Here is a 13860-nt window from a genome sequence, read left to right as displayed (position 1 = left end):
CCTTGGTGAAGAACGTTCCCTCGTGAGCCGATCCGGTCCCATGCTGTGAGGCGTCTCATAGGAACGGCTCACCGGGGGGTGGTCGTAGTGGACGTGTTCACCGCAGGGGACGCGTTGGCGGCTCAGGGAGACACCTGGGGGATCAGCGGGTCGGCGTTCCTCGCGTTCTACGTGGTGCTGGCGGCGGCCGTGTGGATCGCGAGCAGCCGAGCCCGGCGCAGGCTCGCGGCCGGCAGCCCGGACCGGCCGGTCGCCGGCCTCCAGTCGCGCCCGCACGATGTCGCGTACCTCAACGGCGGGCCCGATCTCGCCGTGTACTCCGCGCTCAGCGCGATGAAGCTGACCGGGACGATCCGCAGCAGCGGCAAGGGCCAGGTCCAGTCGACCGTGCGGTCGCCCCTCACGGACGACCTGGAGCACGCGGTGGCCTTCACCGCGTCCGCCCCGACGCCCCGGCACCGGCTGCGGTACCACGGCGTCGTCTCGACGGCGCTCGGCCGGATCGAGGACCGGCTGATCCGCGAGGGCCTGCTGCTGTCCGAGCAGCAACGCTCGGCGATCCGCCAGACCGGCCTGTGGATGCTGGCGGTCGCGGTGCTCGGTCTGTTCCGCCTGCTGGCCGGGCTGGCCAACGCCCGGCCCGTCGGGTTCCTCGTGATCGTGCTGCTGGCCGTCGGCTTCGTCACCGTCGTCGAGCTCGTGCGGACCCCGCGGCGCAGCCGCGCCGGGGAACGCGCGCTCGCGGAGCTGCGCACCCGGCACCACGGCCTGTCGCCCGCCATGAAACCGGACTGGATCGCCTACGGCGCGGGGGCCGCGGCACTCGGCGTCGGGCTCTACGGCACGAGTGCCCTCTGGGCGTCGGACCCGGCGTTCGCGGACGAGCTCGCCGTGCAGAAGGCCGCGGCCGGCTCGGGCTGGAGCGGGGACGGCGGTTCCTCCTGGATCGGCGGCAGCAGCGGCGGCGATTCGGGCGGGAGTTCGGGCGGCGGTGGATGTGGTGGTGGCGGCGGTGGCTGCGGCGGCTGAGCAGATCCCCGCGAGGCCGATCCCCGCGAGTCGGCACTCCCGGTCGCGCGAGTCGGCACTTTCGGGAGCGCGAGTCGGCACCGGTGCCGTCGGCCCGACCGGCGTCGGCATCGGCTGGCGGCCCGAGATCGCGGGCGTCGTCGAAGGCCTCCCCGGCCTCGGCTTCTGCGAGGTCATCGCCGAGGCGATCGCCCCCGCGGCTCCGTCCCGGGGGGTGACGGAGCTGCGGGGGCGCGGGGTCCCCGTGATCCCGCACGGGGTCCGCCTGGGCCTCGGCGACGCGGACGGGGTCCGGCCGAACCGGGTCGCGCACCTGGCGGCCTGCGCCGTCGCCGTCGAGGCGCCGCTGGTCAGCGAGCATGTCGCTTTCGTGCGGGGCGGCGGCCGGGAGGCCGGGCACCTGCTGCCGGTGCCGCGCAGCCGTGAGGCGCTGGACGTGCTCACCCGCAACGTCCGGCGGATGCAGGCGGAGCTGGACGTCCCGCTCGCGCTGGAGCCGATCGCCGCCCTGTTCGACTGGCCGGACGACGAGTTCGGCGAGCCGGACTTCCTCACCGAGCTGCTGGACCGGACCGGCGCGCTGCTGCTCCTGGACGTCGCGAACCTGTACGCGAACGCGGTCAACCGCGGGCAGGACCCGTCGGCCGTCCTCGACCGGATGCCGCTCGACCGGGTGGCGTACGTGCACGTCGCGGGCGGGGCCGAGCACGACGGCCTCTACCACGACACCCACACCGACCCCGTGCCCGCGCCGGTCCTCCGCCTGCTCGACGAGCTGCGGGACCGCGCCCGGCCACCCGCGGTGATGCTGGAACGGGACGGCCGGTACCCGCCGGCGGCCGAGCTGCGCGCCGAGCTGGACGCGATCGCGGACGGCACCGGGTTCACCCGGGTCACATGAACCCCGGTCACCTCCGCACGGGCGATCTCGCAGCCAGGCAGGCCGCGCTCGTCGAGGCGCTCGTCGCGGGCGGGCCGGACCCCGCGGGCTTCGACGTGGCGCGGCTCGCCTCGACCCGCACGGCGTTGCTGCGCAAGCGGGCGGGCGAGACCGCGAAGCTGTGGCCGCTGCTGGCGGCGAGCCACGGGAACCGCTGGCAGGCGACCTTCGCGGCGCACGCGGCGGGGCGCGAGGGCGTCGGGGCCCTGCGGGACGGCTGGGACCTGGCGCGGGCGCTGCGCACGGCCGGCGCCCTCCCCGGATCCGCCGCCGACGAGCTCGCCGAGCGCGAGGCCGGCTGGCGCTACGACGGCGCGAGCCCTCCCGGCCGAAGGCGGTGCGCCCGGCTGAAGGCCCTCGCCGGCAACGTGCTCGGACGCCTCCGCGGTTGAACCACGCGCACCCGGGGAAGTCGGATCCCGAACGATGAGTCAGCAAGACCACACACCCGTGGTCTGCGGTCCCCGGTGGTCCAACTCCTACACTCGCCGGTAACCGATGCGCCGGCGCAGCGTTCTCCTGCCGGCCTGCTCGTGACCGAGGAGAGAAGATCGTGCCCCCACTGCGCAAAGTTCTCGTCGCCAACCGCGGAGAGATCGCCGTCCGGGTGATCCGCGCCGCGAAGGACGCAGGCCTTGCCAGTGTCGCCGTCTACGCGGACCCGGACCGTGACGCCCTGTTCGTCCGGCTCGCGGACGAGGCGTTCGCCCTGGGCGGCACCACGGCGGCGGAGTCGTACCTCGACTTCGACAAGGTCATCGGTGCTGCGAAGCAGGCCGACGCGGACGCGATCCACCCCGGCTACGGCTTCCTGAGCGAGAACGCGGACTTCGCGCAGGCCGTGATCGACGCCGGGATCACCTGGATCGGCCCGTCCCCGCAGTCGATCCGGGATCTCGGGGACAAGGTCACCGCCCGGCACATCGCCACCCGCGCGGGCGCCCCGCTGGTCCCCGGCACGAACGACCCGGTGTCCGGCGCGGACGAGGTGATCGAGTTCGCCAAGGAGCACGGCCTGCCCGTCGCGATCAAGGCGGCGTTCGGCGGCGGCGGGCGCGGCATGAAGGTCGCGCGCGAGGAGAAGGAGATCGCCGAGCTCTACGACTCGGCGGTCCGCGAGGCAACCTCGGCGTTCGGCCGCGGCGAGTGCTTCGTCGAGCGCTACCTGGACAAGCCCCGCCACGTCGAGACCCAGATCCTGGCCGACCAGCACGGCAACGTGATCGTCGTCGGAACGCGGGACTGCTCGCTGCAGCGCCGCTTCCAGAAGCTGGTCGAGGAGGCGCCCGCGCCGTTCCTCACCGAGGAGCAGCGCAAGACGCTGTACACGGCGTCGAAGGACATCGTGAAGGAGGCCGGCTACTACGGCGCCGGCACGGTCGAGTTCCTGATCGGCCAGGACGGCCTGATCACCTTCCTCGAGGTCAACACCCGGCTGCAGGTCGAGCACCCGGTGTCCGAGGAGACCTCCGGACTGGACCTGGTGCGGGAGCAGTTCCGCATCGCCGAGGGCCTGGAGCTCAACCTGAAGGAGGACCCGGAGCCGCGCGGGCACTCCATCGAGTTCCGGATCAACGGCGAGGACGCCGGCCGCAACTTCCTCCCCGCCCCCGGCACCGTCGAGTCGATCGCGTACCCGGCCGGCCCGGGCGTGCGCGTCGACGCCGGCGTCGAGGCCGGCTCGGTCATCGGCGGCCAGTTCGACTCGCTGCTGGCCAAGCTGATCGTCACCGGCTCGGACCGCGCGCAGGCCCTCGAGCGGTCCCGCCGTGCGCTGGCGGAGTTCCAGGTCGGCGGCATGGCGACGGTGCTGGAGTTCCACCGGCTCGTGGTGGACGACCCGGCGTTCACCGCGTCCGAGGAGAAGGACTTCCTGGTCCACACCCGCTGGATCGAGACCGAGTGGGAGAACACCGTCCCGCCGTTCGAGGGCGGTGCCGGGGCGGACGAGGAGACGGCGCCGCGGCAGTCCGTCGTCGTCGAGGTCGGCGGCCGGCGGCTGGAGGTCTCCCTCCCCGGTGACCTCGCCCTCGGCGGCGGCAACGGCGGCGGGGCGTCGGGGAAGGCCCCGCGCAAGCGCTCCGGCAAGGGCGGGGGCGCGAAGGTCTCCGGCGACGCCGTGACCGCGCCGATGCAGGGCACGATCATCAAGGTCGCGGTCTCCGACGGCGATCAGGTCTCCGCCGGTGACCTGATCGTGGTGCTCGAGGCGATGAAGATGGAGAACCCCGTCACCGCCCACAAGGACGGCACCGTCACCGGCCTCTCCGCCGAGGCGGGCTCCTCGATCACCCAGGGCACCGTCGTCTGCGAGATCAAGGACTGACGCCCGTGCGCGGTAATCGTTGCCAGGGCGACGGTTACCGCGCACGACCGGACCACCATGGAACCCGTCGAGATCAACGCCGGCACCTGGTACCTGCGCACCCTGCGCCACGACGACCGGGTCTCCGACGTCCCGGCCGTGCTGGAGTCCGCCCGGGACCCGGCGATCCTGCGCTGGCGCCACCGCCCCGCGCCGACGCCGGAGGCCGCCGTTCTCCACATCGCCGAGCGCGACGCCGCCTGGCGGGAGGACCGCGCCTGCTCCTGGGCCGTCTGCGAGCCGACGACCGGGAAGATGCTCGGCGAGGTCGCGTTCGCGCACCTGGACCTGGACCTGGGCATCGCCGAGGCGACCTGCTGGGCGCTCCCCCGCGCCCGCGGCCGCGGCATGATCACGACGGCGTTGTCCGCGGTGCTCCGCTTCGGCTTCGGTGGGCTGGGCCTGGAACGGGTCTCCTACGCGTGGGCGGTCGGCAACGACGCGTCCGCGCGGGTCGCCGAGAAGTGCGGCTTCACGGTCGAGGGCACGCAACGTTCCGCCTGGGTGGTCGACGGCCGGCGGGTCGACTGTGTGATGGCCGGCAGGCTCGCCTCGGACCGTTGACGACGGCCCGGCCCGCCGATTAGCGTCGTTCCCCGCCAGGCCAGTTCCACAGCACGCCACAGTGTGCTGAACAAGTGCACAGTGGACAGCAGTGATGTTTCCCGTGTGAGTACGACCACGGGGCCCGGTTCGTTTCCGCCACGCGGAGCTGACCGCGCCGCGGATCCCGCTCGTCACGCCGGCCCAGCCGCGTCGCGAGCACGTCCCCTCACTTCGGCGACTTGGATCCGTCATGCCCCCCGAGACCCTGTACGTCACGACCCACATCCACACCGACGGCCCGATCCCCGGGCCCCACTCCCTGCTCACCCTGGCCTCGGCCGCGCACGCCGCGTCCGGGGCCCTGACCAGTACCTTCACCGCCAACCTGCGGGAACTCCCCGGCGCCACCCTGCACCCGGCCGCGCTCACGAACTGGCGCACCCGGGCGGAGGACTGGCTCACGACCCGCCGGGCCGCCAAGCCCCCGGCACTCGTCGCCACCGCGTACGCGCGGTGGGTGTCGCAACTACCGGGGCCGGCCGTGTTCGTCTCGGATCCCGACGAGCCCGACCACCATTTCTGCTTCTGGTACCTGCACCGCTTCGCCGGACAATGGCCTTTCGCCCGGAGCACGACGACGGCGGACGTGGCTGCTCCCGGCCGTTTCACGGCCGAGACGCTCTGCGCGCTGTCCGGCTGCCGAGCCCTCGTGCCGGCTGGCTGAGCAGGCAGGACGACGACGAGAGCCCCGCCGGACCCCGGCGGGGCTCTCGTCGTTCCCGGGACTCCCCCGAGTCCCCAGGACCCGCGGATCGGGGCTCCCCAGCACCGATCCGCGTCGTGCTCACCCGCGAGTCGCGCTCCCAGGCCCGGCGGGTCGCGGGCGCTCTGTCAGCCGTGCGGCCGCAGCTCGGGGCGCTTCGCCACCGCACCCGCCACACCGGCGACGACCGTGATCCCCGCCAGCAGGATCGTGAGCAGTCCGAACCCGCCGATCAGCAGGCTGAGCCCGGCGGACACCGCACCGACCGCGAGACCGGTCCGGGCTACGGCCGAGCCGTGCATCCCGCGGGTCACGAGCCGCGCCGCCCCGGCCGTGAGCGCGATCGCGATCAACGCGGGCAGGAGCGGGACGTCCGGCAGGAACCAGAAGAGGACGTCGTCGGCCAGCTGCGCGGCGGCACCCGCCACCAGCACGGGGACGACGGGGACACCGGTGCGGACGGGAGTGGTCATGGGTACGAGCTTCCCGCGCCCGTTCGCCCCCGGTATCAGGGAAACCCCTGAGCCGACCCCGGGTTCCGGGGGCGACCTCAGTCGAGGTCGGAGTGCTGCATGAGCTGGCGGCCCGCCTCGGTGATGGATCCCGAGAGCGACGGGTAGACCGAGAAGGTGTGCGCCAGGTCGTCGACGCCGAGGCCGTTCTGCACGGCCATCGCGATCGGCAGGATCAGCTCGCTCGCCACCGGCGCCACGACGACACCCCCGATCACCACGCCCGACGCGGGCCGGCAGAACAGCTTGACGAACCCGCGGCGCAGGCCGCGCATCTTGGCCCGCGGGTTGGTGGTCAGCGGGAGCATCACGGTCCGCGCCGGGACCTCGCCCGCGTCGATCGCGCGCTGGCTGATGCCGACGGTCGCGATCTCCGGCCGGGTGAAGACGTTGCCCGCGACGGTGCGCAGCCGGATCGGCGCGACGCCCTCGCCGAGCGCGTGCCACATCGCGATCCGGCCCTGCATCGCCGCGACGGACGCGAGCATCAGCAGGCCGGTGCAGTCCCCGGCCGCGTAGACGCCCGGGACGGACGTGCGGGACACCCGGTCCACGGGGATGAACCCGCCGCGGTCCGGCTCGATCCCGACCTTCTCCAGGCCGAGGTCACCGGTGTTCGGGACCGAGCCGACGGTCATCAGCGCGTGCGAGCCGCGGATCGTCTCCCCGTCGGCCAGGGTCACCACGACCTCGTCGCCGTCGCGCAGGACGGACTCCGCCCGCGCCTTCGGCACGATCCGCACGCCACGCTCGGTGAACACGTCCTCCAGCACGGCCGCCGCGTCCGCGTCCTCGCCGGGCAGCACGCGGTCCCGGCTGGAGATCAGCGTGACCTGACAGCCCAGCTCGACGTACGCGGAGACGAACTCCGCGCCCGTCACGCCGGAGCCGACGACGATCAGGTGCTCGGGCAGCGCGGGCAGGTCGTAGAGCTGGCGCCAGGTGAGGATGCGCTCGCCATCCGGGCGGGCCGAGTCCAGCACGCGCGGCGTGGCCCCGGTGGCGATCAGCACGACGTCCGCGGGGAGCTCCTCCATCTCGCCGTTGGTCAGCGTCGCCTCGACGAGGTGCGGCGCCTTCCCGGTGGGCTCGAGGAAGCGGGCGGTGCCGCTGAGGATCCGCACGCCGTCGCTCTCGACGCGGTTGCGGATGTCCGCGGACTGGGCCAGCGCGAGGCCCTTGACCCGGCCGTTCACCTTCGGCAGGTCGACGCCCGCGGTGTTGCGGTCCAGCAGGACGCCGAGGTCCTCGGCGCGGTGCAGGTCCACGCGAACGGCCGCGGAGGAGATGAAGGTCTTCGAGGGGACACAGTCGTGGATGACGCAGGCGCCACCCATGCCGTCCTGCTCCACGATCGTCACGTCGCTGCCGTGCTGGGCCGCGACGAGCGCTGCCTCGTAGCCGGCGGGCCCCCCACCCATGATCACGATGCGGGTCACGTGCCGCCCTCCGAAACAAGTCTGCGGATCGATACAGCCGGGTCGACCGGCCCGGTCATACCGTACGCGTGTCCCGTGATCCGCCCGGCGGTACCCGGCGGCGTCGGCACCGATACCCTGTGCCCGTGCCGCTGTACGCCGCCTACGGGTCGAACATGGATCCGCAGCAGATGAAGGAGCGTGCCCCGCACTCGCCGACGGCGGGCACGGGGTGGCTCGTCGACTGGAGGCTGACCTTCGGCGGGGAGGACTACGCCTGGGAGGGCGCGCTCTCCACCGTGGTCGAGAGCCCCGGCTCCCAGGTCTTCGTCGTGATCTACGACGTGCCGGAGCACGACGCCGCCCAGCTGGACCGCTGGGAGGGTGGCGAGCTCGGCCTGCACAAGAAGCTGCGGCTGCGCGTGCAGACCATGGAGGGCAGCGTGCTCGCCTGGATCTACGTGCTGGACGCGTACGAGGGCGGCCTGCCGTCGGCCCGCTACCTCGGCGTGATCGCGGACGCCGCCGAGGCCGCAGGCGCCCCCGCGGACTACGTCACCGAACTGCGCAGCCGGCCGAGCCGCAAGTCGCTCTAGCCCGCGAGTCGGCACTTCCGATCGCGCAAGTCGGCACTTCCGGGCGTCCGAATCCGCGATTCCGGTAATCCCTCACCGCGCCTCCCGGTGCCGACGTGGCCGCAGCCCGCCCGCCACCCGGCGGGACGCGTCGATGCCCCGGCGGCGGAACGCGTCGTCGAGTTCGACTGCCAAACGGACGGGCAGAACGAGATCGGACTTGTCGACCCGGACGACGATCCAGCCGCGGCTCCGCAGATCGGCGGCCCGCAGCTCGTCCTCGACCTCCCGCCCGACGTGGGTCTCGTACCCGTCGTACTCGAGCGCGATCCGCAGCTCGGGCCACGCCAGGTCGATCAGGTAGAGCTCCTCGCCCCAGACGCCGCGCAGCGGATGATTGAGCCGAGGTACGGGATAGCCCAGGTCCGCGACCGTCCACAGAAGCCGGCTCTCGGCGGGTGACCTCGCCAGCCCCGTCGCGAGCTCCAGCAGCCGGGTACCGACCCGCGTTCCGCGGGGGTCCGGTCGCGCCAGCAGCCGTTCCCGCACGTCGAGCCGGAACTCCTCCGCGTCGACGTCCTCGAGCGCCAGGGCCTGGTCCGTGATCGCCAGCGCCTCGGCCGGCCGGAGCGTGCAGAGGAGATCCGTGATCGTCCGCTCGAGGGCGAGAACCGGCAGGCCCGCGATCGTCACGCGGTCACCCACGAGCGCCGTCCCGTTGTGGACGACGACGCCGGGCCTCGTCCGGCGCCGTGTCTCGTACGGTACGGCGAGGTGGACGGGGGTCGGCGAGGCCGCGGAGCAGCGGTGCAGGAACGCGGCGGTGGGACCGGTGACGACGCAGTCCTCCCCGGTCGCGAGCCAGGCCGCGCTGATCATGGTGAGGGGTTCGGTCGCCCGGGCCCCGTCGACGAGCACACCGGGCCACGGACTCGTCGCCTCACCTGTGCGCAGGGCGGTCCGGACGGAGTACTGGCCCACCGCATTGACGAGCGTGCAGCGGCGGCAGGCGCCGGAGAGGCCGAGTTTCCACGGAAGCATGCCTTCGACGGTCGGGCATCGGGACGGCTTCCAGAGGAGTCATCTCGATCCTGTGGATGGCTGAGGGCACATGTGGAGAACGCCGTCGTCCGGACGGCGCGGAGCGGATCGTCGTCGGACCAGTGTGCATCGGACAACCGCGAACGCCGGCTCGCGCAGCCAAGAACGCCGACTCGCGCGACGGAAAGTGCCGACTCGCGGAAAGTGGAAGCCGAGCCGACGAATGCCGGACCGGCTCGCGCTGATCAGGTCGGCGGGGTGGTTACGCCAGGGCGGAGAGGGCTGCGTTGATCAGGACCCGGACCCCCACCGGGAGGGCGCGCTCGTCGAGGTCGAACGTGGACTGGTGGATGTCCTTCATCGGGCCCACCCCCGGCCAGACGCCGAGCCGGGCCATCGCGCCCGGGACCTTCTCCAGGTACCAGGCGAAGTCCTCGCCGCCGCTGGACTGCTCGGTGTCCGCCGCCGCCTCGAGCCCGCCGAGGGTGATCGCGGCGTCCCGGAGCATGCCCGAGCTGACCGCCTCGTTGACCACGGGCGGGACACCGCGGGTGTAGTCGATGACGTACCCGACGCCGAGCGGCGCGAGGACGGCGGCGACGAGCGAGCGGAACTTCTCCTCGATGCCGGTCCACGTGTCGTGGTCCGCGGTGCGCAGCGTGCCGCGCAGGACCCCGGACTGCGGGATCGCGTTCGCCGCCTCGCCGGACTGGACCGCACCCCACACCAGGACCGTGCCGGAGCGCGGGTCCACGTGGCGGGTGAGCAGGAGCGGCAGCTGGGTGATCAGCAGGCCCAGCGCCTCCACCAGGTCCGCCGTGAGGTGCGGGCGGGCGGTGTGGCCGCCGGGCGAGGTCAGCCGGACCTCGACGACGTCGCACGCCGAGGTGATCGGCCCGACCCGGGTGCCGAGCTTGCCGACCTCCAGGCGCGGGTCGCAGTGCAGCGCGAAGATCCGCTCCACTCCCTCCATGGCGCCGTCCGCGACCACGTCGAGCGCGCCGCCGGGCTGGATCTCCTCCGCGGGCTGGAACACCAGCCGGACGCGGCCGGGCAGCGACGGCGCCGACGCGAGCGCCAGGCCGGCCCCGAGGACCATCGCCGTGTGCGCGTCGTGCCCGCAGGCGTGCATGACGTCCGGGGTGCCGGAGGCGAACGGGAGACCCGTCTCCTCCTGCAGCGGAAGCGCGTCGAGGTCCGCGCGCAGCGCCACGCAGCGCTCGCCGTACCCCACGTCGCAGACCAGGCCGGTACCGCCGGGAAGCGTGCGCGGTTCGAGGCCCGCCGCGAGCAGCGTGCGGGCGATCACCGCCGTGGTCCGGTGCTCGGCGCGGCCGAGCTCAGGATCGGCGTGCAGCAGGCGACGCCAGGTGACGAGGTCGTCCCTGCCGCTCGCGAGCCAGGTGTCGAGCCACGCGGGCCCGGTGCCGGCACCGAGATCGGTGACCGGGCCGTCGGGGCCGGAAAGCTCTGGGCGCGCCTGCAGCACGGTCATCGAGCCTCACCGGCCCGGACCACCCCGCTCGGGCTCTTCGCTCTTTCCTGCATGCACCCATGGTGCTCACCCGGACAGCGGTGTACCAACCCGAAACCGACACTTCAGGGGTACGCGCGCCGAGGGGTCGGTGACCTGCTGCGGGCGGGCGGGAAGCCGGTGGCGAGCGGTCAGTGCCGAGTGCGACGAACGGACCACGCGGCCGCTCGTCGCCCTGCGAACGGTCCTCCGACCGTCACCCACTGTACCCGACGGCCTCCGCTACGCGTCCGTTCGGGGGTCCGGCGAAGCGCGGCGGAGCCTCATCCGGCCGTCTCCCGGGCCCCGGACCGGGGCAGTTGCCGGAGCGTGACATCCGCCGGGGACAATGGCCGCCGTGTCCATCCCGGGTGATGAGGAACAGCGCCTCATCGGCGGCCGCTACCGGCTGTCGTCGAAACTGGGCAGCGGCGCGATGGGCACGGTCTGGTCCGGTTACGACGAGGTCCTCCAGCGCCGGGTCGCGGTCAAGGAGCTGAAGGTACCGCCGGGCATCCCGCACGGCGAGGCCCTGGCGATGCGCGAGCGGATGCTGCGCGAGGCGCGGGCCCTCGGCGGGCTGTCCCACCCCAACGTCATCACCGTGTTCGACGTCGTCGACGTCGACGGCCAGCCGATGGTCGTCCTCGAGATGGTCCCGTCGCGGAACCTGGCCATGCTGATCACCGAGCAGGGGCGGCTCTCGTCCGTCCAGGCGGGGGTCGTCGGCTTCGCCACCGGGGCGGCGCTGCGCGCGGCGCACCGGGCGGGCATCACGCACCGGGACGTCAAGCCGGGGAACGTCCTCGTCGCCCACGACGGCCGGATCAAGCTCACGGACTTCGGCATCGCGCGCAACGTCGCGGACGCCCCGATGACCACCGCCGGGCTCGTCCTCGGCTCGCCCGCCTACATCGCGCCCGAGGTCGCCGCGGGCCAGCCCGTGACGCCGGCCGCGGACCTGTGGGGCCTGGGTGCGACGCTGTTCGCCGCGATCGAGGGCCGCCCGCCCTACGACGTGCACGGGGACCCGGTGTCCACGATCACCGAGGTCGTGGACGGCGAGGTGCCGCGGCCCAGCGGCTCCGGCCCGATCACCGAGGTGATCGCCGCGCTGATGGTCAAGGAGCCCGAGCGCCGGATGCCGCTCGACGAGGTGCGGCGCCGGTTGCGCCCGCTGCTCGCGGACCCGGACGACCCGCTCTACCCCGGCTCGCCGGACGCGCCCACCGTCGCCGCGATGATCACCCGGCCCGGGGACCAGGTGCCGACGCCGCGGTCCGCGTCGTCGGGCGCGGTCACCGAGCACCCCGCCGAACGATCGCAGCGCGCCGGAGTCGCGGGTTCCTCGCGGCTCCCGTCCCCGGGCGGCTCCCGCCCGGCGCCGCTCGCCGCCTCCCCGGGTCCGCTGCCCGCCGGCCTGGGCGGCGGGAAGGCCGACGCGAGCCTGCGCGCCACCGCGGTGGTGCCCGGTACGCCGTCCGGCACCGCGGCGCACCCCGGGCCCCTCCGCCCGGCGCCGCGGAGCACGACACCCCCTGTGCGGATGTCGGGGTGGCTGTCCGCGGTCCTCGCCGTCGCGGGGGCAGTGATGGTGATCGCGGGAGCGGTGGGCGGCTACGCCGTCACCCGCACGATCGCCGGGCAGGCCCCGCTCTCCACCGTCTCCGTGACGACCGCGCAGAGCCCCACGGTCACGCATTCGGACCGGCTGGGCTTCTCGCTGGACGTCCCGGCCGCCTGGGCCGAGTACCGGCTGGACGGCGGGGACGGCACCGGCGAAGTCCGGTTCGTCAGCCCGGACGGGACCGAGGAGCTCAGCGTCCGCCACACGAAGGCCGCCTCCGAGATCACGGACGCGCTCACGGCCGAGGGGCTCGGCGTCGACGCCGTCGACGGCGGGCAGGCCACCGGCGCCGCCCCCGCGGCGAACGGGGAGCGGCGTTTCTACCGCACCCGCAGCGGGGACCAGCAGCGCGCGAACCTGGTGCGGATCGTGCCGGACGCCACCGGCGTGTGGGCGATGACCCTGAGCGTCCCGGACGGCCGGGAGATCGGTCGCGCGACGGAGCTGATGGACGCCCTGTCCGCGCGGTTCTCCGCCACCGGCGGCGGTACGTGATCCCGCGGGCGTGTCCACCCTAGGGTGATCGCATGACGATCGCGACCGGACCGGGAACGGACCTCTCGGGTGACGCCGCCACCGAGGCCGCGGGCGCCCTCGCGCGGGGCACGGGGGTCTCCCGGCACGACGTCGCCGTGGTGCTGGGCTCGGGCTGGCGGCCCGCCGCGGACGTGATCGGCATCGCGGACGCCGAGGTGACCATGGCGTCGTTGCCGGGCTTCGTCCGGCCCGCCGTGGAGGGGCACGGCGGCACGATCCGCTCGGTGCGGGTCGGCGAGCGTCGCGTGCTCGTCCTGCTCGGGCGCACCCATCTCTACGAGGGTCACGGCGTCGACTCGGTGGTGCACGGCGTGCGGACCGCGGCCGCGGCGGGCTGCCGCGCGGTCGTGCTGACCAACGCCGCCGGCGGGATCCGGGAAGGCATGTCCGTCGGGCAGCCGGTGCTGATCGCGGACCACCTCAACCTGCTGGCCCGCTCGCCGCTCGTCGGGCCGCGGTTCACCGACCTCACGGGCCTCTACTCGCCGCGCCTGCGCGCGCTCGCGCGCGAGGTCGACCCGTCGCTCGAGGAGGGCGTCTACGCGGGGCTGCCGGGGCCGCACTTCGAGACCCCCGCGGAGATCCGGATGCTGCGCGCATTGGGCGCGGACCTCGTCGGCATGTCCACCGTGCTGGAGGCGATCGCGGCGCGCGCCGCGGGCGTCGAGGTGTTCGGGTTGTCCCTGGTCACGAACCTGGCGGCCGGGATGACCGGGCAGCCGCTGGACCACGAGGAGGTCCTCGCGGCGGGCCGCGAGTCCGCGACGCGGATGGGTGAGCTGCTGCGCGACCTCGTCGCCAAGGTCTGACGTGCTCACCCCCGCCCTGCGCGACGCGGCGTACCGCTGGATCGCCGACGACCCGGACCGCGGCACCCGTGCCGAGCTCCAGGCCCTGCTCGCCGCGGCGCTGGCCGGCGGCACGCCGGGCGACGCCGCCGCCGAGCTCGCGGACCGGATGTCCGGGCCGCTGCGGTTCGGGACCGCCGGCCTGC

General features: G+C 73.9%; 13 protein-coding genes and 1 pseudogene. 10 read left to right on the top strand and 4 right to left on the bottom strand.

The features are described from left to right. Positions 1 to 87: 87 nt before the first annotated feature. From JWP64_RS26895 to JWP64_RS26870, 6 genes are all read left to right on the top strand, one after another. On the top strand, positions 88 to 1029 hold the full coding sequence (locus JWP64_RS26895; RefSeq protein WP_297502648.1) for a TIGR04222 domain-containing membrane protein: 942 nt from the start codon (positions 88 to 90) through the stop codon (positions 1027 to 1029). A gap of 109 nt (positions 1030 to 1138) precedes the next feature. Next, a complete protein-coding gene (locus JWP64_RS26890) occupies positions 1139 to 1930 on the top strand; it encodes a DUF692 domain-containing protein (protein ID WP_297502763.1) in 792 nt (263 codons plus the stop codon). Further along, a complete protein-coding gene (locus tag JWP64_RS26885; RefSeq protein WP_297502646.1) occupies positions 1927 to 2361 on the top strand; it encodes a hypothetical protein in 435 nt (144 codons plus the stop codon). Before JWP64_RS26890 ends, JWP64_RS26885 begins: the two co-directional genes overlap by 4 nt. A 161-nt stretch (positions 2362 to 2522) precedes the next feature. Further along, a complete protein-coding gene (locus JWP64_RS26880; protein ID WP_297502644.1) occupies positions 2523 to 4295 on the top strand; it encodes an acetyl/propionyl/methylcrotonyl-CoA carboxylase subunit alpha in 1773 nt (590 codons plus the stop codon). Positions 4296 to 4352: 57 nt separating this feature from the next. Then, the gene (locus JWP64_RS26875; RefSeq protein WP_297502641.1) at positions 4353 to 4898 is read left to right on the top strand and encodes a GNAT family N-acetyltransferase; all 546 of its coding nucleotides are present in this window, start codon (positions 4353 to 4355) and stop codon (positions 4896 to 4898) included. A 232-nt stretch (positions 4899 to 5130) separates the two neighbouring features. Beyond that, entirely contained in the window at positions 5131 to 5604 is a 474-nt protein-coding gene (locus JWP64_RS26870) for a hypothetical protein (RefSeq protein WP_297502639.1), read from the top strand. A 167-nt stretch (positions 5605 to 5771) separates the two neighbouring features. Here JWP64_RS26870 and JWP64_RS26865 read toward each other — a convergent pair whose 3' ends face one another. Beyond that, on the bottom strand, positions 5772 to 6116 hold the full coding sequence (locus JWP64_RS26865; RefSeq protein WP_297502637.1) for a hypothetical protein: 345 nt from the start codon (positions 6114 to 6116) through the stop codon (positions 5772 to 5774). A gap of 77 nt (positions 6117 to 6193) precedes the next feature. Continuing rightward, positions 6194 to 7594 carry an NAD(P)H-quinone dehydrogenase gene (locus JWP64_RS26860; protein ID WP_297502635.1) on the bottom strand — a complete coding sequence of 467 codons (1401 nt, stop codon included), beginning with the start codon at positions 7592 to 7594 and terminating at the stop codon, positions 6194 to 6196. A gap of 125 nt (positions 7595 to 7719) precedes the next feature. Between JWP64_RS26860 and JWP64_RS26855 the strand changes: the two genes are divergently transcribed. Beyond that, positions 7720 to 8169 (top strand): gamma-glutamylcyclotransferase, encoded by a 450-nt coding sequence (locus tag JWP64_RS26855; RefSeq protein WP_297502633.1) that lies wholly within the window; start codon positions 7720 to 7722, stop codon positions 8167 to 8169. 72 nt (positions 8170 to 8241) lie between these two features. Here JWP64_RS26855 and JWP64_RS26850 read toward each other — a convergent pair whose 3' ends face one another. Further along, positions 8242 to 9189, bottom strand: a complete 948-nt coding sequence (locus tag JWP64_RS26850) for a hypothetical protein (protein ID WP_297502631.1) — start codon at positions 9187 to 9189, stop codon at positions 8242 to 8244. A 262-nt stretch (positions 9190 to 9451) separates the two neighbouring features. After that, positions 9452 to 10684 carry an amidohydrolase gene (locus tag JWP64_RS26845; protein WP_297502629.1) on the bottom strand — a complete coding sequence of 411 codons (1233 nt, stop codon included), beginning with the start codon at positions 10682 to 10684 and terminating at the stop codon, positions 9452 to 9454. Positions 10685 to 11060: 376 nt separating this feature from the next. Between JWP64_RS26845 and JWP64_RS26840 the strand changes: the two genes are divergently transcribed. The 3 genes and pseudogenes from JWP64_RS26840 to JWP64_RS26830 form a co-directional block, all read left to right on the top strand. Further along, entirely contained in the window at positions 11061 to 12824 is a 1764-nt protein-coding gene (locus tag JWP64_RS26840) for a serine/threonine-protein kinase (RefSeq protein WP_297502627.1), read from the top strand. 32 nt (positions 12825 to 12856) lie between these two features. Beyond that, positions 12857 to 13675, top strand: a complete 819-nt coding sequence (locus tag JWP64_RS26835) for a purine-nucleoside phosphorylase (RefSeq protein WP_297502625.1) — start codon at positions 12857 to 12859, stop codon at positions 13673 to 13675. 1 nt (position 13676) lies between these two features. Next, positions 13677 to 13860, top strand: a pseudogene (locus JWP64_RS26830) (phospho-sugar mutase); the annotation flags it as partial.

Origin of the sequence: Pseudonocardia sp. (assembly GCF_025465255.1) — a bacterium.
Classification (GTDB): domain Bacteria; phylum Actinomycetota; class Actinomycetes; order Mycobacteriales; family Pseudonocardiaceae; genus Pseudonocardia.
This window is presented reverse-complemented; position numbering and strand designations above follow the sequence as displayed.

What these genes read in the sequence shown, in the direction of transcription:
- JWP64_RS26865 (WP_297502637.1), bottom strand. Translation starts at nt 6,116, where the DNA reads ATGACCACTCCCGTCCGCACCGGTGTCCCCGTCGTCCCCGTGCTGGTG.
- JWP64_RS26835 (WP_297502625.1), top strand. Translation starts at nt 12,857, where the DNA reads ATGACGATCGCGACCGGACCGGGAACGGACCTCTCGGGTGACGCCGCC.
- JWP64_RS26885 (WP_297502646.1), top strand. Translation starts at nt 1,927, where the DNA reads ATGAACCCCGGTCACCTCCGCACGGGCGATCTCGCAGCCAGGCAGGCC.
- JWP64_RS26875 (WP_297502641.1), top strand. Translation starts at nt 4,353, where the DNA reads ATGGAACCCGTCGAGATCAACGCCGGCACCTGGTACCTGCGCACCCTG.
- JWP64_RS26845 (WP_297502629.1), bottom strand. Translation starts at nt 10,684, where the DNA reads ATGACCGTGCTGCAGGCGCGCCCAGAGCTTTCCGGCCCCGACGGCCCG.
- JWP64_RS26850 (WP_297502631.1), bottom strand. Translation starts at nt 9,189, where the DNA reads ATGCTTCCGTGGAAACTCGGCCTCTCCGGCGCCTGCCGCCGCTGCACG.
- JWP64_RS26870 (WP_297502639.1), top strand. Translation starts at nt 5,131, where the DNA reads ATGCCCCCCGAGACCCTGTACGTCACGACCCACATCCACACCGACGGC.